The organism is Trueperella pecoris (genome assembly GCF_014926385.1).
Taxonomy (GTDB): domain Bacteria; phylum Actinomycetota; class Actinomycetes; order Actinomycetales; family Actinomycetaceae; genus Trueperella; species Trueperella pecoris.
Genome location: NZ_CP053291.1, coordinates 1,543,883 through 1,565,244 on the forward strand (window position 1 = coordinate 1,543,883; position 21,362 = coordinate 1,565,244).

General features: G+C 60.7%; 16 protein-coding genes and 1 tRNA gene. 5 read left to right on the plus strand and 12 right to left on the minus strand.

Annotation, left to right across the window (positions count from 1 at the left end; all coding sequences use genetic code 11):
* Positions 1–93 precede the first annotated feature (93 nt).
* Genes thrB through argS form a run of 5 tightly spaced genes read right to left on the minus strand, consistent with a single transcriptional unit; the run spans position 94 to position 6,421 of the window.
* Positions 94–984, minus strand: a complete 891-nt coding sequence (thrB, locus tag HLG82_RS07200; protein WP_193326183.1) for a homoserine kinase — start codon at positions 982–984, stop codon at positions 94–96.
* Positions 984–2,084 (minus strand): threonine synthase, encoded by a 1,101-nt coding sequence (gene thrC / locus HLG82_RS07205; protein WP_193326184.1) that lies wholly within the window; start codon positions 2,082–2,084, stop codon positions 984–986. The genes thrB and thrC overlap by 1 nt, the downstream gene beginning before the upstream one ends.
* Entirely contained in the window at positions 2,085–3,362 is a 1,278-nt protein-coding gene (locus tag HLG82_RS07210; RefSeq protein ID WP_193326185.1) for a homoserine dehydrogenase, read from the minus strand.
* 15 nt (positions 3,363–3,377) lie between these two features.
* Positions 3,378–4,739: a diaminopimelate decarboxylase gene (gene lysA, locus HLG82_RS07215; RefSeq protein WP_193326186.1), complete on the minus strand. Its 1,362-nt coding sequence runs from the start codon at positions 4,737–4,739 to the stop codon at positions 3,378–3,380.
* Between the two features lie 2 nt (positions 4,740–4,741).
* On the minus strand, positions 4,742–6,421 hold the full coding sequence (argS, locus tag HLG82_RS07220; RefSeq protein ID WP_193326187.1) for an arginine--tRNA ligase: 1,680 nt from the start codon (positions 6,419–6,421) through the stop codon (positions 4,742–4,744).
* Positions 6,422–6,556: 135 nt separating this feature from the next.
* On the opposite strand from argS, the gene HLG82_RS07225 reads away from it, so the two are divergent.
* The 3 genes from HLG82_RS07225 (at position 6,557) to HLG82_RS07235 (ending at position 8,596) form a co-directional block, all read left to right on the plus strand.
* Positions 6,557–6,629 (plus strand) — tRNA-Arg (locus HLG82_RS07225).
* A gap of 409 nt (positions 6,630–7,038) precedes the next feature.
* Positions 7,039–7,284 carry an excalibur calcium-binding domain-containing protein gene (locus HLG82_RS07230; protein ID WP_246462374.1) on the plus strand — a complete coding sequence of 82 codons (246 nt, stop codon included), beginning with the start codon at positions 7,039–7,041 and terminating at the stop codon, positions 7,282–7,284.
* A gap of 646 nt (positions 7,285–7,930) precedes the next feature.
* Complete coding sequence (locus tag HLG82_RS07235) at positions 7,931–8,596, plus strand: hypothetical protein (RefSeq protein ID WP_193326189.1); 666 nt, start codon at positions 7,931–7,933, stop codon at positions 8,594–8,596.
* Positions 8,597–9,012: 416 nt separating this feature from the next.
* Here HLG82_RS07235 and HLG82_RS07240 read toward each other — a convergent pair whose 3' ends face one another.
* From HLG82_RS07240 to HLG82_RS07250, 3 genes are read right to left on the minus strand one after another with little or no spacing between them, the layout of a single operon-like run.
* A complete protein-coding gene (locus HLG82_RS07240; RefSeq protein WP_193326190.1) occupies positions 9,013–10,077 on the minus strand; it encodes a hypothetical protein in 1,065 nt (354 codons plus the stop codon).
* Entirely contained in the window at positions 10,074–10,727 is a 654-nt protein-coding gene (locus HLG82_RS07245) for an ABC transporter ATP-binding protein (RefSeq protein ID WP_193326191.1), read from the minus strand. The genes HLG82_RS07240 and HLG82_RS07245 overlap by 4 nt, the downstream gene beginning before the upstream one ends.
* On the minus strand, positions 10,727–11,749 hold the full coding sequence (locus tag HLG82_RS07250) for a peptidoglycan-binding domain-containing protein (protein WP_255313960.1): 1,023 nt from the start codon (positions 11,747–11,749) through the stop codon (positions 10,727–10,729). Before HLG82_RS07250 ends, HLG82_RS07245 begins: the two co-directional genes overlap by 1 nt.
* 464 nt (positions 11,750–12,213) lie before the next feature.
* On the opposite strand from HLG82_RS07250, the gene HLG82_RS07255 reads away from it, so the two are divergent.
* Positions 12,214–12,969 (plus strand): hypothetical protein, encoded by a 756-nt coding sequence (locus HLG82_RS07255; RefSeq protein ID WP_193326193.1) that lies wholly within the window; start codon positions 12,214–12,216, stop codon positions 12,967–12,969.
* A 13-nt stretch (positions 12,970–12,982) separates the two neighbouring features.
* On the opposite strand, the gene HLG82_RS07260 is transcribed toward HLG82_RS07255, so the two are convergent.
* The 4 genes from HLG82_RS07260 to HLG82_RS07275 all read right to left on the minus strand — a co-directional run bounded on the left by HLG82_RS07260 (position 12,983) and on the right by HLG82_RS07275 (position 17,309).
* The gene (locus tag HLG82_RS07260) at positions 12,983–13,777 is read right to left on the minus strand and encodes a glycerophosphodiester phosphodiesterase family protein (RefSeq protein WP_246462372.1); all 795 of its coding nucleotides are present in this window, start codon (positions 13,775–13,777) and stop codon (positions 12,983–12,985) included.
* A gap of 36 nt (positions 13,778–13,813) precedes the next feature.
* Entirely contained in the window at positions 13,814–14,581 is a 768-nt protein-coding gene (locus HLG82_RS07265; RefSeq protein ID WP_193326194.1) for a M23 family metallopeptidase, read from the minus strand.
* A gap of 392 nt (positions 14,582–14,973) precedes the next feature.
* Entirely contained in the window at positions 14,974–16,002 is a 1,029-nt protein-coding gene (locus HLG82_RS07270) for a hemolysin family protein (protein WP_193326195.1), read from the minus strand.
* Complete coding sequence (locus HLG82_RS07275; RefSeq protein WP_193326196.1) at positions 15,999–17,309, minus strand: hemolysin family protein; 1,311 nt, start codon at positions 17,307–17,309, stop codon at positions 15,999–16,001. Before HLG82_RS07275 ends, HLG82_RS07270 begins: the two co-directional genes overlap by 4 nt.
* Positions 17,310–17,550: 241 nt before the next feature.
* Here HLG82_RS07275 and HLG82_RS07280 point away from each other — a divergent pair, with 241 nt between their 5' ends.
* The gene (locus tag HLG82_RS07280; protein WP_193326197.1) at positions 17,551–21,273 is read left to right on the plus strand and encodes a multifunctional oxoglutarate decarboxylase/oxoglutarate dehydrogenase thiamine pyrophosphate-binding subunit/dihydrolipoyllysine-residue succinyltransferase subunit; all 3,723 of its coding nucleotides are present in this window, start codon (positions 17,551–17,553) and stop codon (positions 21,271–21,273) included.
* Positions 21,274–21,362 lie beyond the last annotated feature (89 nt).

Below are 21,362 nucleotides of genomic sequence, written 5' to 3' on the forward strand. Positions count from 1 at the left end.
GAAGTGCGAGCTGTTTAATAGCCCCGCATACATGACTAATAGTCTGAACTGTCATTCATCAGCATACACACAAAGTGGCGACTTTCGAAAGTTCTACCCCGCGATATGTGCGCCACGTACCTGCCGAGAATTCATCGTCCGATACCCCTGTTGGGCAAAAATATTCGCCATGGCGGGATCTACCTCGGCAAACAGTAAAATCGATGGGCCAGCTCCGCTCACGACGGCAGGCCAGCCGGCCTTGCGCAACGCACCCAAAACGGCCGCCGTATGCGGCATCGCCTCAGAGCGGTAGTCCTGATGAAGCTTGTCCTGCGTGGCGGCGAACAACAACGATGGGTCATTCGCTAGTGCGTGCGTGAGCAACGCTGTACGCCCCGCGTTAAACGCGGCGTCTGTGTGCGGGACGGAGGCGGGCAGGACCGCGCGCGCCGTCGTCGTCGGCAAAATCTCAGAAGGAACAAGCAACGTGGTCTTCACCTTCGGCGAAACCGTGAGGCGAACCGTACGGTACCCCTTCCCCTCGGCCCATGACAAGGTTGTTCCCCCGTAGATCGCAGGAGCGGCGTTGTCCGGATGCCCCTCGTATTCGGAGGCAATGTTAAGCACTTCCTCGTCCGTGAACTCCTCAGGCGAGCCCACCAGCTGCCGGACCAACATGACGCCAGCCACGATCGCCGCCGCCGAGGAACCCAAGCCCTTCCCGTGCGGAATCGAGTTCCGGCACACAAGCTCGACACCCGCGGCCGGCAGCCCCAGGCGCTCAAGCGTCTCGCGCATGACCCGAATAATCAGGTGCGAGCCATCCTTGGGCAGGGTGTCATGTCCTTCGCCAACAATGAGAGCCTTCGAGGCGCCGGTCGTCAGCGTGGCACTGACCTCATCCCACACGTCGTGGGCCATACCCATCGAATCAAAGCCCGGGCCAAGGTTGCCCGACGACGCCGGCACCCGCACACGCGCCGAATCGTTGACAATTCGCATTACAACCCCAGAACGCGAGCAGCCGCGGTAGCGGTGGGCTCGATCGGATCGAAATTGATCTCCATGCCACCCAGCGCGGTCGCAGTGTCCTTCAAGCCGTTGCCGGTGACCGTACACACGATCTTCGCGCCCTGCGCAACCTTGCCCTGGTCACCCGCCTGAAGTAGCCCTGCGACCGAGGCTGCCGACGCCGGCTCCACGAACACGCCCACCTCGGCAGCAAGTATTCTCTGGGCCTCGAGAATCTGTTCGTCGCGGACGCGATCAATCCAGCCGCGTGAATCGTCGCGTGCCGCTTCGGCGTATTTCCATGACGCCGGGTTGCCGATGCGGATCGCCGTCGCGATAGTCTCGGGCGCATCCACCACGTGGCCGAGCACGAGCGGCGCCGCCCCCCAGGCCTGTACGCCCCACATCTGGGGTACCTTCGTGGATACCGGAGGAAGATGAAGGGCGGTGTCATCAATCGAAGCGAGCGTGGTTTTGCCTGCGTACTCGTTGTATCCCATCCAATATGCGGAGATGTTACCCGCGTTGCCCACGGGGAGAACGTGGATGTCCGGGGCGTCGCCGAGCTCGTCAACGATCTCGAAAGCGGCTGTCTTTTGGCCCTGCAAGCGGTAGGGGTTGACCGAGTTCACAAGCGCGACCGGGTGGCTATCGGTCAGCTCGCGCACGATGTTGAGGCAGTCGTCAAAATTGCCGTCCACAGCCACAAGGTTCGCCCCATGCACGATCGCCTGGGCCAGCTTGCCCGCCGCAATCTTGCCGGCCGGTAGCACGACGGCGCACTGCAGACCGGCCGCCACGGCGTAGGCAGCGGCAGATGCGGAGGTATTGCCCGTCGAGGCACAGGCCACGACTTCCACACCCGTCTGCATCACCTGCGAAATCGCGGTGGTCATGCCTCGATCCTTGAAAGAACCGGTAGGGTTGGCGCCCTCAACCTTGACATAGACCTCGGCATCCAGCCGTTCCGAAAGCGCCTTGGCATACACGAGCGGGGTGCCGCCCTCTTTGAGCGTCACCACCGGAGCCGTCTCAGCGAACGGCAGCCGTTCGCGGTATTCATTGATCAGGCCTTGCCACTGGTGTGCCATTTACTCGTCCTCTACCCTCAAGACGCGCACGATTTCGCGTACGTCACTTACCTTACTCACTGACTCGATCGTAGCCGCCATATCGGCCGCCGTGGCCGCGTGGGTCGTGATCGTCAGGCTCGCCCCGCCCGATTCGTCGTCCGAATCCTGCCGCACAGCCGAGATGGAAACCCCGGAGTCTGCGAAAGCGCGAGAAAGCTCGGCAAGTACGCCGACGACGTCGTTGACCCGCAACCGGACAAAGTAGCGTGAGACCGCCTCGGAGGCGGGCACAAACTCGGATTCGCCGAGCACAATCTCCTGCGGGGCACGCCCGCCCACAACCTTCTTCGCAGCCGCGGCAACGACGTCGGAGAGCACGGCCGACGCCGTCGGGGTGCCGCCCGCTCCCCTGCCGTAGAACATGAGTCGGTCGGCGGACTCTGCCTCGATCACGACCGCATTAAAGGAGCCCGAGATAGAAGCCAGCGGGTGGACGGTCGGGACGAGGGTCGGAGCGACGCGCACCTCGATCTTGCCCCCGGTTTGCGCCGCCGTCGCGACGAGCTTGATGACGAAATTATTTTTCGCCGCAGCTTCGATATCCGCGGAGGTGATGGAGCGGATACCCTCGACGTCGACGTCGGCGAGCGAGACCCTCTTATGGAAGGCGAGCGAGGCAAGAATCGCAATCTTGGCCGCTGCGTCCCTACCGTCCACGTCGGCGCTCGGCTCCGCTTCGGCATATCCGAGCTCCTGGGCCGTGGCCAAGACCTCGTCAAAGGCGAGGCCCTTCGTGGTCATTTCGTCAAGAATGTAGTTCGTCGTGCCGTTGAGGATGCCCTTGATAGCTTTGACAGAATCCCCAGCCAACGACTCGCGCACCGCGTAGACCACCGGCACTGCCCCCGCAACGGCTGCCTCGTAGTAAAGATCCACGTTGGCAGCCTTAGCCAGGTCATACAGCTCCGGGCCATGCTCGGCGAGCAACGCCTTATTGCCCGTCACCACGGATGCTCCCGATTCCAGCGCGTAGCGCACGAGGGTCCGGGGAGGCTCGATGCCGCCGATAAGCTCAATGACGATGTCCGCACGCTCGATCAGAGCCCGCGAATCCGTGGTCAGCAGTGCCCGATCAATCACCGGATCTCGTTGCGTTTCAAGGTTCGACACCGAAATGCCGATGAGTTCTAATTCCGCTCCTGCGCGAGCGGAGAGGAGGTCGTTTTGCTCCTTGAGTAGACGCGCAACCTGGGTACCCACGGTTCCGCATCCGAGGAGAGCGATTTTAATACTCATGTCTTCCTTCCGCCGTTAGCCGAGATCGTAAGCGAGCTGATCCTCGATCGTCTCACGGCGGAGCAACACCGTGCATTGCCCGTCTCGTACTGCGATCACACCCGGCCGCGGGAGCATATTGTAATTCGATCCCATCGAACGCCCGTAGGCGCCCGTCACAGGCACAGCCAACAGATCCCCGATCTCGACAGGCGGAAGGCTGACGTCCTTGACGAGGATATCGCCGGATTCGCAGTGCTTGCCCACCACGCGGGACCGACACCCGGCACCAGTAGCCTCCCTGCCGACAACGGCGGCCGTGTAGTTGGCGCCGTAGAGTGCCGGCCGGAGGTTATCGGACATGCCACCGTCGACCGAAATGTAGCGACGAGGGCCACTATCCGTTGCGACATCTTTCATTGTGCCGACCGTATACAGCGTCATCATCGCCGGTGCGACGATCGAACGGCCCGGTTCGATGGAGATCCGTGGTGCCGGCAAGCCGGTAGCATCGCAATGTGCGCGCACCGCCTGCGCGAGCACCTCAGCGAAGTCTTCCGGCGCGGGCGGGACGGCATCCTGTGAGGTATAACGGACCCCATAGCCACCGCCGAGATCCACTTCCGGGATCTCGATCCCTCGCTGCGCCGCCCATGCCCGCACGTCAAGGACCACCTTGGCCGCCTCGGCAAAGCCGTCGGTGGACAAGATCTGGGAACCAATATGTGAATGGATACCCACCAGCTTCAGGCCGGGCGTGCCGGCTATCTGGGTAATGGCATCATAGGCCGCTCCGCTTGTCACGGAAAGCCCGAATTTCTGGTCCTCGTGGGCGGTCTGAATGAAGTCGTGCCCTCCCGCGTGCACCCCGGTTGTCAGGCGCACATACACCGGGGCGCTCCTGCCACGCTCGCTTGCGATACGCGCAACCTTGGCGATCTCGGGAATAGAATCGATGACGATATGGGCGATGCCACTATCGATAGCGAGTGCGATCTCCGCCTCTGACTTGTTATTGCCATGAAGGCCAATACGGGAACCTGGCACCCCGCCCGCGAGCGCAGTGCGTAATTCCCCTTCGGAGGCCGCATCGATGTTGAGGCCCTCGTCCATCATCCACCGGGCCACAGCTTTGGAGAGGAATGCCTTGCCGGCGTAGTACACGTCCGCCCCGGCAAGCGAGGTGAAAGCCTTCTCCATTGCCTCCACCCAGGCGCGAGCGCGAGTTCGCATGTCGGCCTCATCAAGAATGTAGGTGGGGGTGCCAAACTGAGCAGCGATCAGCGAAACCGGCACCCCAGCGACGGTCACCTCGCCTGACTCCGCCCGGGCCGTGTTCATCGACCACACTCCGTCGGGCCTGCCGTTGGGCTCGGGCGCGGCGACCGTCTCCAACATGTTTACATCCTCTCCAGCGCACTCACGCCGAGCAGGCCAAGACCGTTTTCGAGAACCTGCCCGGCGGCGTCGTTCAGCCACAGACGGGTCTGATGCAGGGCGGTCACCGGGTCATCGCCACGCGGGGTCACGCGCGAGACGCCGTACCACGAGTGGTACTTTCCGGCCAGCTCCTCGAGGTAACGTGCCACGCGATGCGGCTCGCGAAGCTCGGCCGCCTGAGCGACGACAACCGGGTACTGCGCTAGCGTGGCCAGCAACTCCTCGTCGGCGTCGCTGTCAAGGAGGGCCGGGTCAAAGGCATCGCGCGTCACGCCATGCTCGGCGGCATTGCGGTCCACTGCACAGGTACGAGCGTGAGCGTACTGTACGTAGTACACCGGATTTTCGTTCGTGTTGGACGTGATGACGCCTAGATCGATCTCGAGAGGGGAATCCATCGCCGCACGCACCAACGAATACCGCGAAGCATCTACACCCGCGGCCTCCATGAGGTCCGAAAGAACGACGATCGTGCCTGCACGCTTACTCATCTTCACCGGCTCACCGTCACGAACGAGGCTGACCAGCTGGCCAATGAGAAGCTCGAGGTTCTCGCCCGGGCCGGCCGTATCACCGAATGCGCGCGCCATGGCGTACATGCGGCCAATGTATCCGTGGTGGTCCGCACCGAGCATGATGATGACGTTGTCGGCACCGCGGTTACGCTTATCCAGGTAGTAGGCGATATCGCCAGCGAAGTATGCCGCATCACCGTCTGACTTAATGATCACGCGGTCCTTGTCATCACCATAGTCCGTCGTACGGATCCACGTAGCCCCATCCTGCTCGAAGATGACGCCCGCCTCACGCAGGCGCCCGATCGCGGCGTCCACCGCACCAGACTCGTGAAGAGTGTCCTCGTGGAAATAGACATCGAATTCCACCCGGAAGTCACGCATCTCTTCCTTAATGGCATCGAACATGAGGTTGACGCCGCGCTCGCGGAATACTTCGCGCGCCTCGTCGTCGGGAAGATGAGTTGGATCTGGTTGGCCGTCCGCGACGGCGTCCGCCACTACTTGTGCGGCAATGTCCGCGATGTACTGGCCGCCGTATCCGTCCTCCGGCGCTTCCTCGCCGCGGGCTCGTGCCACGAGCGACTTCGAGAAGCGATCAATCTGAGCACCATGGTCATTGAAGTAATATTCGCGCACAACCTGCGCACCACTCGCCGTCAGGATTCGCGCTAGGGAATCGCCCACGGCCGCCCAGCGGGCGCCGCCAACGTGAATCGGACCGGTAGGGTTCGCCGAGACGTATTCAAGGTTGATCGTCGACCCGGCCAGCGCCTCGCTGGTGCCGAATGCCTGGCCCGCCTCGACAATCGCACGGGCAAGTTCGCCCGCAGCTGCAGCGTTGAGCTTAATGTTCATAAAGCCCGGACCCGCGATTTCAACGTTTGAGATCGCATCCGACTGCTTGATGCGTGCAGCAAGAATCTCCGCAAGCGCGCGCGGGTTGGTACCCGCCTTCTTCGCCAATTGCATGGCCACATTCGTGGCCCAATCCCCATGCTCACGGCTACGCGGGCGCTCAACCTTCACTTCCGGCAGATCGGCCGGGTCCAAGTTAACTTCACCGGCGGCGATCGCCTGTTCAAGTGACGTACGGATAAAGGCAGAGAGTTCTTCAGGAGTCATGCCCCAAGCATACCGGGGCACGCCGAAGCGCCCAATTTGTTCCGCGTTTCGAATACTCAGTTCTCCACCACGCAAGATCGCACGCGGACGATTCGATTCTATGGGGTGGCAGATGTTAGACTGACGATTCGCTGGGCCCCGATAGCTCAGGGGATAGAGCGTCTGCCTCCGGAGCAGAAGGTCGCAGGTTCGAATCCTGTTCGGGGTACTCACACAAATCCCCGCCACGGCAACAAAAACCGCGGCGGGGATTAGTTACGCATTCGTGGCACTCTGGGACTCATATTCCAAATTTCAGCATATTTCACTGTCGAATTATTTAGAATACTGAAACGACACTTCTTTTCCACGCACATTGTTTAAGGAGTCGATCTATGCACATTGGTTCATTTTCTGGTTATCGAGCTTCCATCCGCACTGTAAGCACTTCTGTAGCCATAGTTCTCCTTTTCTTGGTTACGGCCTGCGAGGTCCCCAACGCCGACGATCCGACCACCATGCCTACGATATCCAGAGAAGCTACTGTCAAAACCACTCCGTCACCGACTCCCGCACCAACCGTGACCACCCAGACTCCGTCTCCCACGCCCGTAACAACCAGTCACCCGCTGGGATTTATGAAGCCAGCGCCCGAAAAACCAACATCTGAGCCGACATCCCAACCCAAGCCCGCACCCAAGCCCGCACCCAAACCTGCACCCAAGCCCGCACCCAAACCTGCACCCAAGCCCGCACCCAAACCTGCTGCCCATTACAACAATTGTAAGGAAGCTCGCGCTGCTGGAGTAGCCCCGCTTCACGTAGGAGATCCTGGTTATTCTAAGAAACTGGACCGTGACGGTGACGGCATCGCATGCGAGTGAGAGACTAGGTAGGGCAAAGCTCAGTTAAACACCAGGGAAGAATACCCGTATCCAGGTGATTCCCATAGCTATCGGCCTTTCACCAACACAGCCATCAGGGAGATTCTTGACAGAATCCAGCTAGGAACGAGGATTCCCGATTTCGACGATGAGCTACGCCGTGCACAGGATCGCCACCGGGTCATGGCTAACCGCCCAGGCGATCGGCACAGGTGCGGCGGGTAGCCGCACGATCTGCACCGTTGAGCGCCTACAAATACTGGAGGAGATTTTCACGGTGGATGTGCACGTGACGGAGATGGGCGGACGGCTCGTCACGATATCGGGCACGATAGGACTTTCGCCTACCCCAAACATAAGACTACATTGCCCTCACCATGAAGTACCTCGTACACCGCAAGCTTTACAAGGATCTCCGCGGTGTACAGCCAGCCGCAATGACAGCACAGTTATATAGACTTTCGGAACCGGACCGCTGAAAGCTCGCAAAATACGTGTTCTCATTGACCCCTTCAACAGGGCAGGATATGATAAACACCACACCTCTGGTTGAAAGGAGACACACTATGAAAGGTCGGAAATTATTGGGGGGCTCTCGGCGTTCCTACTGATTCTCATTGTGGGTGCACCCCCTGCTCAGGCTTCAATGCATCCGCAACTTACCCAAGACGATGTCGATAGATTGACAGAATTCTGGCAGACACATGAAGTATCTGCGCATGTACAGCATTCTCTACTCGCAAAGATTGGGGCCGGAGAGATGACGGATGCTGATCGCGGAGATATTAATCCCACTCATGTAGAAACACTTCAGAGAAATGGAAATCTAGAGACGGTTGCCACATACCCCGATGGTTCTATTTTAATAACAGCAATTCAAACATCCTCGGGAGAATTCAACACAGCATCGTTCCCCGGCATGTCCACTACAAGACCCGCCAGTATTACACTGCGAGCGGCACCTACCAACTGCCAAGTCAAAAGTGGTTCGGGATATGCGGTGTACAGGAACTGCACCGTATTTGGGTCAACTGGTACTATCCAGGCTGGTTTCGGTGCGAATTATCAAATTATCAATGGCGATTATGATTCAATTACTGCTCATTATGCTCCTTTCCAACAGTGCGCAGGATTTGTCTGTGACACACCCTATGTCGCGTATACTTCTTTACATGAAACTGCTGAACAACCAGCACAAGTAACCTATCACTTCAGGTGGACTATTTCTGCTGTCTCCGCCACAGGCAAGGTGGAGTTGATTATTGCCAACGACAGACCGACGGTTGGCTTTAGAACGAAGATAGGGAGGTGAAAGTGAATGCGTCTTTCAACATTTAGCCCGAGCATCCCTGCTAGCGCCGACATATGGTTCTGGGGAATCGTTGTCCTCATGGCCGTTACCTGCGTGGTTTTGATCGTAGCAGTGCTTCGGTGGATCCGGCGCAGAGATAAGTAGGGTCATTCTCGGATACTTGTCGGCGAGAGGGTCTTCGATCTCTCGAGGTCGCCCACGAGAGCCGCGGCGCACAGTGGCGTCAGTGAGATTTTACCTATCGGCTAGTGTGTGTTTTCAGCGTCAGTGTTTGCCCTGATGAAGGGGGCTATCTCAGCAAGCGGATGGATAGTCCCAGCGCAATTGACGCGATTAGCCTCTCCCTCGGCGGGTGCACTAGTAGGCCGGGCTCGGATCTCCTCGTAGTTCCCCCCCCAAGCCTCGCGACTGCCAAGCTACGCCGTGCGAAGGATCGCCACCGGGTCACGGTTCACTGCCCAGGCGATCGGCACAAGTGCAGCAAAACCCGAGGTGATCACCAAGATGAGTACGACCGCCACCGTGAAAGGAAGCGGAATCGGGCTCAGCCAGATTCGTGCCACAACGTCGGCGACGATTGCCCCGCTGACGGCCCCGATAAGATTGGGCGCGGCCATCCTGATCAGCGTCAACGCCGCCAAATCAATCCGGGTTATTCCCAGTGCACGACGCCGGCCAAGGGCGCGCCGATAGAGCAACACATAAGCCAGGGAGACGACGGCGGTAAGGAAGGTGCCAAGGCCCACAACGGTGAAGAGAATTGATCGGGTGTACCGAGCAAAATCCCCCGATGTGACTCTATCAACGATGGACAGCCCCGAGCTTTCGAAGGTCAGTTTGCCTGGAGCAGCGTCGGTGTAGGTGTGTATGGCTGCTTGGATGGTCGGCACGTCCACCAGGCGCTCAGCCATGATGGCAATTGCTCGCATGTTTTCGAGCTGGGGCTGGTGGACGAGCACGGCGTCGGCAAAGAAGCTAAAGCCAGGCCGAGTCTTTCCCCCGGCGACTACGGCAATCTCGCGCTGAGCTGCGGCATACACCGCCCCGGAAGGTACATCCCATCCGATCTTGCTAAGAAGAGATTCGTCGATGACGCCCTCGCCAGCAGTGAGCGCGCGTCCCCGCGTCGTCTCGATAGCAACAGCACTGTCCGTCACTGCCCACGCGGTGATCTTCGCTCCAAGCGACTCGACTTCGAGCACTTCACCTACGCCAATCGCACTTTCGACCCCGCTCGTGTTTTGCAGGAGTGTAAGGATTTGCCTGTTGAGTAGTTCGCCACTGGGATCGCGAATCATGACGAATCGCGCTGCCGGGTCTTTGAGCTGATTGTGCAGGATTTGTTGTTGAGCTACTTGCTGTCCGGCTGTCAGTAGCGCGCCGAGCGTCGCGCCGATGGACACGACAAATAGAAGCAGGGTCGGAATGATTTGCCGCCAGGTATCCCGCCAGGCCTCGCGCACGATGTGAAGGCCTTTCACGCGGTTTCCTTCCCCACGTCGTACACGTCATCGCAAGCGTCTTTCACGAACGGATCGTGCGTGGCAACGACGACGGTTCGCCCCGCCAGCGCCGCATTGCGCAGGAGCTCGAGGATAATCGTGGCATTGTCACGATCCAGGTTGCCGGTGGGCTCATCGGCGAGGATGATAGCCGGGTCGTTGATGAGCGACCTGGCCATTGCCGCACGCTGCCCCTGACCTCCTGAAATCTGGGTGGGACGCTGGTTGGCAAACTCGGACAATCCCACCTGCTCTAATAGTTCCTGCCCACGGGTGCGCAATTGCGCGTAGGGACGGCCCGTATACAATCCCGGTTCGAGGACTGAATCGAGGATTGTGGCGAAGGGATCCAGCTCAGAGTCTTGGAAAACAAAGCCGATGTTGGTGGCTCGAAACTGGCTTCGCGCGTAATCACTCAGGGTGCTAATCGACTTTTCGGCGAACGAGACTCGCCCCGCTGTCGGTCTGAGCATCAAGCCAAGCACGTAGAGCAACGTAGATTTTCCGCATCCGGACGGGCCGGTCAGGGCCGTGATCGCTCCTGGGTGAAAGCTATAAGTCAGGCCGGTAAAGACGTCCGTGTTCGTCTTGGTGTACCGGAAGCTCAGGTCATCGACACGCAGTCCCATCAGCTATCCTCGCCAAAGACGCGGATCTGACTTCCCGCGTCAATCCCCTCCACGACGACGACGCCTTGGGAGGCGCCCAAGACCTTCACATCGTGGCGTAAACCTGACGCATCGATGATATAAGTAGTTCCTACGGCGTCTGTCATGATGGCCGAACGCGGCACGAGCGGGCCGGAGACCTGGGGGACGACGTCGATAGTTGCCTGCAAGTCGGTACCTGGTACGATCCCCGCGCAGTCATCTGTACATAGCGCGCCGCCGCCGACGCCGCGGATGTCAACTTCGTATGTGAAGGATTGCTCGTTCTTCCGACTCACACCGACCTCGCCGCTCCACTTTTGCTCGCCGCTCGTGAGCTGCACTTTGGCCCCTGCGGGTAGCAGGACTTGCTGAGATTCGTTGAGCGCGAGGAAGACGCGTGGCTCGCCACTGGGCACAGACACCAGCGCCTCGCCCCCGGCCAGTAGCGCCCCCGTGTGCAAAATCTTCAGGTCAAAGGTGAGGTGGGCGGGCAGACTCGGGCTGGCCACGAGCTGGCCGAGAGGTACCTTACCCGTCTCAGGCTGGCCGGTATTCTTCTGCCACTGGCGCACGTTTAGTTCGGTGCGCGGGCCAAACGTGTCATCCACTGCACCCGGAAAGCCGAGCACACCGAGGAACGCGTTGAGTTGCTTGACGTCAGCGCCCTTCATGCCACGTGACAGCTCCCGATAGAAGGGGACGCGTCCTTCCACGACGACGACGGGAATCTTTCCCACCTCATAGAGGGTGTGACCAGAGGAAAACGTCGTGTCCGAGGACACGAATGTCACCACTCCGGCAAGCACGTTGGTGGCAAGGGCGCGGCTGTCCATAGCGACGCTGGCAGCATAGTTGAGGCTGCGCCCCACGTTCCCAGTTTCTACTGTGACCGTTGCAGGAGCAGCCTCAGACGGTGCCGTGGTGCCGTCCTTAAAGAAAATGTACCCCGCGCCAAGACCAATGAGGGCGGCAACGACGACGGCCGCCGTAAACATGATCATTCGCCGCACGATCTCATCCTTTCGTGCTACTTAAAGACATTCCCACATCAGAAATAATAGCTAGAACCAGAGACAAATCTAGTTGACAATGTTATCATGATTACACTTGATAGCAGCAAGAGATCACAGGATACCCCCATGCAGTTTAAAAAGCCCCTTGCCGCTCTAGCCGCATCATGTGTACTGACCATCAGTCTAGCTACGCCGGCAGCGGCGGCCTCCCGAAGCGGTACTGCCCAATGTCCAGCTCTCGTAGTAGGAGCGATATCCGCCTATTCAGAGCAGCGAGTTCCAACCAACTTTATGTATTTGAAGGTTGGCTCCACGATCAAAAGCGGCACCGGTCACCCTCGTTTCGACATTGACACCAGTCTCTCACGAGCCTTCTGGTACGCCGAAAGCGCTAGCCTGCGTACCGCTGCTGGCTTCTGCAACCCACGCTGATAGCGTAGATCGGATGACTCATGTCGCTTAACGCCTTTCGGTCCTCGCGGCGCTGGATGCTACTGGGTGCCGCGTTGTCTGTAGCATTGGCGACTCTGGTGGGGTGCGCGGGTTCGGGCAAGAGCGCGCCGAGCGCACCCCAGCCCAAGAACCCGCGGGACGTCACCGCGTGGTCACCCTCGGTTACCCCCACGAGCGGCCCCATCACTGAGCAACAGCAGAGTCAATCGCGGCTTGAGCAAGTGGCTCAAATTCTGCGGATTCACAACTTGCCGGAGCCTGCCTCCGAAGCTGAACTCCCACCGCTTGTACGGAGAGTTTCCCTCGAGGATTCTGGCCCACTTGCCGCACAGTGCCTCACTGAGCATGGCTTCCCCAGCACCTCGACGGGTGGCATCGTCGTCACAGAGGACCTAGCTGACGAGCAAAATAAGGCCTGGGCAAAAGTTCGATCTGATTGCACCGCCCAATACCCCGTAGACGCGAAGTATACTCAGCAATGGGGAGCAGACCAGTGGAAAGTCGACTACGAATACCTGGTCGATTATTACGTCCCTTGCGTCGAGTCCTTCGGCGTCTCCATCGACAAAGACACTATTCCCGAGGAACGCGCATTCATCGAAGCGGGCCTTTCGGGAGGCGATGTCTGGCACCCGGTGTTCGACTGGGCAAAGAAACCCGAGTATCGTGCTCTCAAGGATGAGAACACACCCGAGGGCGCGGAGCTGGCGGAGGCATGCCGGCAGTCCCCGCCGAGCAACAAGCTCTGGGGCTAGTGCAAACGCCGAGCTAGTCCCCGCCACCGAACATCTCGTCGATAACGCTTCGAGCCTGCGTCGGTTCGTCAGTAATCAATCCGTCAACGCCCAAGTCGAGAAGCTTGCGCATAACGCGTTCCTCGTTGACGGTCCACACGTGCACCGCAAGTCCACGCGAGTGTGCAAGCGCAACGAACGCGCCGTTGATGATGCGTACCGACCTAAACAGCTCGGGCACCTGAATACACTCGACGCCCTGCTCCGGGCCCGGCATCCGATAAAGGGCTGCACGGCGCATCGACGTCGGGCCGTTCGAGGCCAACACGAGCCGAGCGATCGCCGAGGTGCCCATTGACGATCGAACACCCGGCAGTAGGCGCCGAATATAGCGCAACCTCGTCTCCGAAAAGGATGCCAAACTCACGCGGTCGATGGCGCCGTGGCGAGAAATAATCTCCGCCATTGGCCGGGCCACGCCGTTGTGCTTGGCGTCGATGTTGAAAATCATGTCTGGGAACTCTTCGAGCAGTTCATCAAGGCGCACGATCCGATGTCCCGACTCGTCACGCACCTCGCGCAGGTCACGCCACGTCCACCGCGAGATTTTTCCGCGGCCGTCCGTCGTCCTTTCAAGAATCGGATCGTGGAAGATGACGACGACGCCGTCTTTCGTCGCGTGGCAGTCTGTCTCAACGAAACGAAAACCGCGCTCTCGCATGAAGCGGAAGGCGTCAATCGAATTCTCTGGAACTTCGTTGCCACCGCCACGGTGGGCGAGGACAACCGGCTTTTCCCCGATTTTCCACAAACGTTCGCGATTCATCATTGCACCACCGTGAGGACTGGCCCCACAGTAAAAAAGCTAGCAGAGCTCCGAAACGTCGATCGCACCCAAATCGACAAGTGCGACCTCGGGGTCAAGAATATCTTCCTGCTTGACGCCGTAGAGCTCGTGGCCCTTGTGGACCTCAAAGTGCAGGTGCGGACCGGTCGAGTGCCCCTCGGATCCGACCCCCGCAATGAGCTGGCCGGCCCTGACCTTCTCGCCCTTCTTCACGTACACTCCGTCCGCGTACATGTGAACATACCAAGTGGAATACTTTTCTCCGTTAATCTCGTGGCTCACGACGACGACGTTCGACGAGCGCCCTTCAATCCCTTCGCCCGCGTAGATGACCTCACCATCAGCCATGGCGTAGATAGGGGTGCCAATCGGGCCGGCGTAGTCCACACCGAGATGGAAGGAGCTCAGCCCCGTAAACGGATCCGACCGCCAGCCGAAGGGCGAAGTGACGCGGAAGGTGCCCTTCGCCATCGGATGGACGACGAGGTTTTCGTCAGCCGCAAAGGCGGAGACAAGGGAGTTTGCACTGCTACGGACCCCACACTGGGCAGCCTTGCCAGAAAAGACCCGCTCGAAACTACGGTAGCGGGCAGAATCGGCCGCGCCGCTCATCTTCTTCAACGAATCCGGGACGGCAGGTTCAGGAGTCACAATGGAAGTCGCCGCCAGCAACGACACCCCTTGGACGGCGGAGGCGCTATTTGGGCCGGCGAAGATAACACCACTGGCAGTCGTCGAAGCAACCACGAGGCCAAGGGCGGCAGCACCGGCCGTCGGTACGGTCATGCGCGCACGCACACGATCAATCCACGACGACGAAGCACTCTGCCTGCGGGATGCCGACTGCCACGGGGCGGGATCTGGTACGTGCGCCGTTGCCGAGCCGACCGCGGCGAATTCTACGGTTTCACAAGGGAGGCCTTGAGTTGCTTCGGCGCGCAGCTTCGCTTCGCGATCTAAACGCAACTGCCGGCGGGATGGGCGCGTTGCAGTGGGCTCAGACAATCCCGCATCTCCTTGGTGTGACATGAAAAATCAATATGTCGGACAACCCGCCGACTCACTCAAGAATAACGGTTTGATAACGAAACTGCTACCTCTTTCCACACCCCGGGCACGCAGATCGCTATGACGTCAGCCACTGCCTACATTCGCCCTCAGACGGTCGCAGAATTCGGCTATTTCTGCATCGCGTCGCGCACCTCGCCGATGAGCTCCTCAAGGATGTCCTCGAGAAAGAGGACACCCTCCACCCTTCCATCGACGGACACGGCCGCTAGATGCGTGCCGTCCTTCTGCATCGAACGCAGGGCGGTTTCCACCTCGTCGTAAGAGTCCACCAAAGACAACTGACGAATCTTCCAGGGGGCGAGTGGCTCGTGGCGCCGCTCGGGGGCCACGTCGATGACGTCCTTAATATGGATGTATCCCACAAGCTCATCTTTAACCCGGACGGGGTAGCGCGAAAAACCCTGTTGGGCGATCTCGGCCTCCAACTCGTCCGGGGTGATCAGCGGGCTAACCGTCACCAGCTCCTCGGTACGAACCATGAGGTCACCGGCACTATACTCGGAAAACTCCAGTGCAGAGGAAATCAGGCCCACGTCGGCGTCGAGGACGCCTGCCTGCTTGGAGGCCTCCACGATTGATGCGACCTCGTCCACGGTGAACGCGGCCCCCACCTCGTCCTTGGGTTCCATACCAAACACGCGGATGATGTGGTTGGCGAACCAGTTGAGCGAGAAGACCACGGGATGAAAAATCTTCGAGACCACCACAAGCGGGGGCACGAGGATGTAGGCCGCCCGCTCCGGCGTCGTCACAGCGATGTTCTTCGGAACCATCTCGCCAAGTACCACGTGCAGATAGACCACGCCGCCCAGCGCTATCACGATCGCAATCGGGTGGAGCAGCGAACTCGGCACGCCAACAGCGTTGAGCGGGCCCTCGATCCAGTGGGCGATGGCCGGCTCAGAGATGGCACCGAGTGCCACCGAGGCGAGCGTAATGCCCAGCTGACACGTGGCCAGCATGAGAGTCACGTTTTCCAGCGCGTAGATCACCGTCTGCGCCGACTTCTTTCCTGCGTCGGCGAGCGGCTCGACTCGCGAGCGCCGCGCGCCCATGACCGCGAACTCAGCCCCGACGAAGAAGGCGTTGGCCGCCAGCAGCAGGGCCGTCACGAGTAGTGCACTACCGATACTCATTCGTCTTCCACCCCAGAAATACGCACCTGCTCAACGCGCCGGCCGTCCATGGTCGCGACGACGGCGCGCACGCCCGCCTCGCACACCTCGTCGCCCACGTCTGGAATACGTCCGAGGCGGGCCATGATCCAGCCTCCAACGGTCTCCCACGGGCCCTCGTCCGGCACGTCAAGCCCGAGTTCGCGCCTGACCTCGTCAGGGCGCATGAGGCCCGGTATCATCCACTCCCCTCCCGAGACAATTCGCGTACGCACACGACGCCGATCGTGCTCGTCAGCCACGTCCCCCACGATCTCTTCGACGGCGTCTTCAAGGGTGACGATCCCCGACGTCCCACCATATTCGTCGACGACGACCGCCATCTGAAGCCCCTCGGCACGCAGCTGCACGAGCAGCGGGGCGAGCTCGATAGTTTCCGGAACCCGGGTCGGTTCCACAAGCAGTGAGGAAGACGTCACGCGGACCTGGCTACGCGCCTGGAAAGGGATCGCCACTGCGCGGCGCAAGTGCACAAAGCCACGAATATCGTCAAGGTCGTCGCCAACGACGGGGAAACGAGAGTGACCGGTCTCCCGGGCAAGGGTGATGACGTCGGCGGCGGTGTCCTCCTCGTGAAGGGTTTTAACTCGGCCGCGATCAGTCATGACGTCCACGGCGGTCAGTGCGCCCATGTCGATCGAGCGGGTCAACAGCCGGGCCGTGGACACGTCCAACGTACCCTCCTCCGCCGAGTGACGAACCAGGGCCGACAGCTCGGTGGCAGAACGCGCCCCGGACAGCTCCTCGGCCGGCTCGATCCCCATCTTTCGCAGTAGCCAGTTGGCCGTGCCGTTCAACGCCACAATGATTGGCTTGAACAACGTGGTAAAGGCCCGCAGCGGCCAGGACACGAATGCCGCCGTATTCAGCGGCTCGGCCAACGCCATGTTCTTCGGAATCAATTCGCCGAACAGCATCGAAGAAAGATTGATCAGAACAAACGCGATCGTGGCAGCCGTACCCACCGCGGCGGCCTTCGCCATTCCTTGATCTTCCAACACTGCCGAAAAGAGGTGTTGGAGGGGCGGGGTGGCCACATATCCCAAGAGAATTGTGGTCAGTGTGATTCCAACCTGGCTGGACGATAGCTGGAGCGAAAGGTGGTGGAGAGCCTTGCGCACGCGCTGAGCCTTACTGTCGCCCGACTTCGCACGGTCGTCAATCGTTGCCGGATCAAGGGCGACGAGTGAAAATTCGGCCGCAACGAAAAGTGCGTTTCCAGCGATAAGAAGGAGAGCGATTCCAAGCAGGACTAAATCAGTGGCCAAAACTCACCCCGCGTTCATTCATAGGAAACATCGTAACGCACCCTCCACGCGTGGCGAGAGCAGACGGCGTCGACGAAAAACAAATCTTGAACGATCTCAGGAGTTTTCTTGACACTAAGAGAATTCTGCGAGCAAAAACAACCCAATTTGATGTCTATTTCGGGACTTTGCTCCCCCTAACGAGGCAAAGGTCACTAGGCTTGACTCTATAACTCGTCCAACGAACAAGTGAGGCAAGACAGTGTCGTCAACCAACTCCGATGATTTCGGCGCCAACCAGGGATTTATCGAAGAACTCTACGCGGCATACCTAGACAACAAGGAGGGCGTCGGCCCCCAATGGGCCCAGATGTTCCGCGCCTGGGAAGCCGAGGGCCGCAAGCCCGCCACCATCGAGCAATCCGCCGAGAAGCCAGCGAAGGAAGTCACCCCCGCACAGCGAGCCGTCCACTCCCAATCGGACCGCGCCTCGACGCCGTCGACGAACGTCACCCGTTCCGACCTGCCCCCTCAGCCTCGCGCCGCCGCCTCACCCGCGATCACTCCCTACGCCAAGTCCTACTCGCTACGCCCGGCCACGGCCGAAGAGGACATGAATCCCAAGGCGAAGGACGTCACGCCCCTCAAGGGCGGCGACCGCGGGCTGGCTAAGAACATGGACGCCTCCCTCTCCATTCCCACCGCCACCTCGCTACGCGCCCTGCCCGCGCGCGTCATGTTCGACAACCGCGCGGTCATCAACCGCTACCTGGCGGCCACTCGCGGCGGAAAGATTTCTTTCACCCACCTCATCGCCTACGCCATGGTCGAGTCGCTGGCCGAGATGCCGGAGATGAACGTCGCCTACGCACTTGAGGACGGCAAGCCCGCCCTCGTTGAGCCCAAGCACGTCAACCTCGGCATCGCGATCGACGTCGCCAAACCGGACGGGACCAGAACCCTCGTCGTGCCCTCCATCAAGGCCGCCGAGACGATGACCTTCTCCGAGTTCATCGCCGCCTACGAAGACCTCGTCGATCGTGGCCGCCAGAACAAACTGACCATCGAGGACTACCAAGGCACCACCGCCACACTCACCAACCCCGGCGGCATCGGCACCACCGAATCCGTGCCCCGCCTCATGATGGGCCAGGGCCTCATCGTGGGCGTGGGATCCATGACCTACCCGCCCGAGTTCCAAGGCACCTCGGAAGAGACGATCGCACGCCTGGGCATCTCCAAGGTCGTCCACATCGGCTCTACCTACGACCACCGCGTCATCCAAGGCGCGACCTCCGGCCGTTTCCTGCGCCTCATGGAAACCAAGCTCCTCGGCCTCGACGACTTCTACGACCGTGTCTACGTCTCACTGCGCGTCCCCTACACCCCCATCGTGTGGGAAAAGGACGTTGTGTACGACGCCGAACGGGAGCTCGGCAAGCCCGCGCGCATCGCTGAACTCATCCACGCCTACCGCTCTCGCGGACACCTCATCGCGGACACCGACCCGCTTTCCTTCCATCTGCGCCGCCACCCGGACCTCGAGATCGGCTCCTACGGACTGAGCCTGTGGGACCTCGACCGCTCCTTCCCCACCGGCGGTTTCGCGGGAACAAGCAACCTGACGCTACGCGACATCCTCGCCAAGCTACGCCAGGCATACTGCCGAACCGTCGGCATCGAGTACATGCACATCCAGGATCCGGTCCAGCGCACGTGGTTCCAAGAGCGCCTCGAGCGCCAGGTCGAGGCCACCACTGCCGATCAGCGCCTGCGCATCCTCAAGAAGCTTAACGAGGCCGAGGCTTTTGAAGTCTTCCTCCAGACGAAGTACGTCGGGCAGAAGCGCTTCTCCCTCGAAGGCGGCGAATCGCTCATCCCCGCGCTCGATTCCATCCTTAACGGCGCCGCCGACGACGGCCTGCACGAGGTCGCCATCGGCATGGCCCATCGTGGCCGACTCAACGTGCTGACCAACATCGCCGGCAAGTCCTTTGGGCAGGTCTTCAGCGAGTTTGACGGCGTCATCGATCCGAAGAAGCCAGGCTCGGGTGACGTGAAGTACCACCTCGGCACCGAGGGAACCTACACATCCGCCAGCGGCGACCAGGTGGGCGTCTACCTCGCGGCGAACCCCTCCCACCTGGAGGCCGCCGACGGGGTCCTTGAAGGAGTCGTGCGCGCGATGCAGGACCAGCTCGACCTCGACGAGGACGGCGCAGCAATCATGCCGATCCTCATCCACGGCGATGCGGCCTTCTCCGGCCAGGGCGTCGTCACCGAGGTACTCAACCTGTCGCAGCTGCCGGCCTACCGCACGGGCGGAACGCTCCACATCATCGTCAACAACCAGATCGGCTTCACTACGGCCCCGTCCAACTCGCGATCCTCGCGCTACACGACCGACATCACCAAGGGCCTGCAGCTTCCGATCTTCCATGTCAACGGCGACGACCCCGAGGCCGTATGCCGCATGGCCCGCATGGCCTACGAGTACCGCATGGAGTTCAAGAAGGACGTCATCCTCGACATCATCTGCTACCGCAAGCGCGGGCACAACGAGGGCGACGACCCGTCGATGACCCAGCCGATCATGTACTCCCTCGTGGACGAAAAGCGCACCACACGCCAGCTCTACCAGGAGGCATTGCTCGGCCGCGGCGACATCTCCGACGAGGAAGCAGCGAAGGTGGAGCAGGACTTCCACACCACCCTCGAAAACGCCTTCGCCGAGGCTCGGGATGCCGAGAACAAGCCCGAACACGACGAGGCCGACGCCGCCGACTCCCTGGGCAAGCCGGAATCCCAGCGCGAAGACGCCGGCGTCATGGTCGGTTGGACGACGGCGGTCGCCCCCGAAGTCCTCCAGCGCATTGGACGCGCCCACATCACCCCGCCAGAGGGTTTCACACCGCACGATAAAGTCATGAAACTCTTCGAGAAGCGCAACACTATGACCCACGAGGGCCACATCGACTGGGGCTTCGGCGAACTCCTTGCCTTCGGTTCCCTCCTCATCGAGGGCGTGCCCGTGCGCATGTCCGGTCAGGATTCGAGGCGCGGTACCTTCACCCAGCGCCAAGCCGTGGCTCACGATCACACCACCGGCGAAGAGTGGACCCCGCTCATGGGCCTGACCGAGGACCAGGCGCGCTTCAAGATCTACGACTCCGCCTTGTCCGAGTACTCGATCATGGCCTTCGAATACGGCTACTCCGTTCAGCGCCCGGACGCCCTCGTGCTGTGGGAGGCCCAGTTCGGCGACTTCGCCAACGGCGCCCAGACCGTCGTCGACGAATTTATCTCCTCCGCCGAGCAGAAGTGGCAGCAGTCCTCCTCGATCGTGCTGCTCCTGCCGCACGGTTACGAGGGCCAGGGTCCGGACCACTCGTCGGCCCGCATCGAACGCTACCTACAGCTGTGCGCCGAGGAAAACATGATCGTGGTTCAGCCCTCGACCCCAGCCAACTACTTCCACATGTTGCGCGCTCAGGCCTACCGCCGGCCGCGTAAGCCCCTGATCGTCTTCACACCCAAGCAGCTGCTACGCCGCAAGGGAGCCGACTCCATGCTGGAGGACTTCACCTCCGGCACCGTCCAGAAGGTCATCGGGGAAACCCAGCAGCTCGGCGACGTGGATCGCGTCCTTCTGTGCACCGGCCGCATCTACTACGACCTGATTGAGCAACGGGCCAAGAACGACGACGACCGGACGGCCATCATCCGCATCGAGCAGCTGTACCCGAACCCCGTCGACGAGGTTCGGGCTGAACTCGACAAGTACCCAGACGCCGAGGTCTTCTGGGTGCAGGACGAGCCCGCCAACCAGGGCGCGTGGGCCCACTTTGCCCTCGACATGTTCGTGGAGCTCGACCGCGGCATTAAGCGCATCTCTCGCCCCGCCGCGGCGTCGACCGCCGCCGGCATGGCCAGCCAGCACCGCGCCGAGGCCGCCACGCTCATGGAGGAGGCTTTCCGGCGCTAGCGCGTAGCGGGCTTGGCTGGCCGGTTCGGCCGAACTGGCGGCGTGGCCGAACTGCCGGCATGGCCGGACTGCCGGTGCGGTTGGCCAGC

Excerpts from the sequence above, each read along its gene's own strand:
- HLG82_RS07250 (WP_255313960.1), bottom strand. The coding sequence starts at position 11,749 with ATGATCATGTTTACGGCGGCCGTCGTCGTTGCCGCCCTCATTGGTCTT.
- thrC (WP_193326184.1), bottom strand. The coding sequence starts at position 2,084 with ATGGCACACCAGTGGCAAGGCCTGATCAATGAATACCGCGAACGGCTG.
- lysA (WP_193326186.1), bottom strand. The coding sequence starts at position 4,739 with ATGTTGGAGACGGTCGCCGCGCCCGAGCCCAACGGCAGGCCCGACGGA.
- thrB (WP_193326183.1), bottom strand. The coding sequence starts at position 984 with ATGCGAATTGTCAACGATTCGGCGCGTGTGCGGGTGCCGGCGTCGTCG.
- HLG82_RS07260 (WP_246462372.1), bottom strand. The coding sequence starts at position 13,777 with ATGATGAATCGCGAACGTTTGTGGAAAATCGGGGAAAAGCCGGTTGTC.
- HLG82_RS07230 (WP_246462374.1), top strand. The coding sequence starts at position 7,039 with ATGAAGCCAGCGCCCGAAAAACCAACATCTGAGCCGACATCCCAACCC.
- HLG82_RS07245 (WP_193326191.1), bottom strand. The coding sequence starts at position 10,727 with ATGGGACTGCGTGTCGATGACCTGAGCTTCCGGTACACCAAGACGAAC.
- HLG82_RS07235 (WP_193326189.1), top strand. The coding sequence starts at position 7,931 with ATGCATCCGCAACTTACCCAAGACGATGTCGATAGATTGACAGAATTC.
- HLG82_RS07265 (WP_193326194.1), bottom strand. The coding sequence starts at position 14,581 with ATGACCGTACCGACGGCCGGTGCTGCCGCCCTTGGCCTCGTGGTTGCT.
- argS (WP_193326187.1), bottom strand. The coding sequence starts at position 6,421 with ATGACTCCTGAAGAACTCTCTGCCTTTATCCGTACGTCACTTGAACAG.
- HLG82_RS07210 (WP_193326185.1), bottom strand. The coding sequence starts at position 3,362 with ATGAGTATTAAAATCGCTCTCCTCGGATGCGGAACCGTGGGTACCCAG.
- HLG82_RS07255 (WP_193326193.1), top strand. The coding sequence starts at position 12,214 with ATGTCGCTTAACGCCTTTCGGTCCTCGCGGCGCTGGATGCTACTGGGT.
- HLG82_RS07270 (WP_193326195.1), bottom strand. The coding sequence starts at position 16,002 with ATGAGTATCGGTAGTGCACTACTCGTGACGGCCCTGCTGCTGGCGGCC.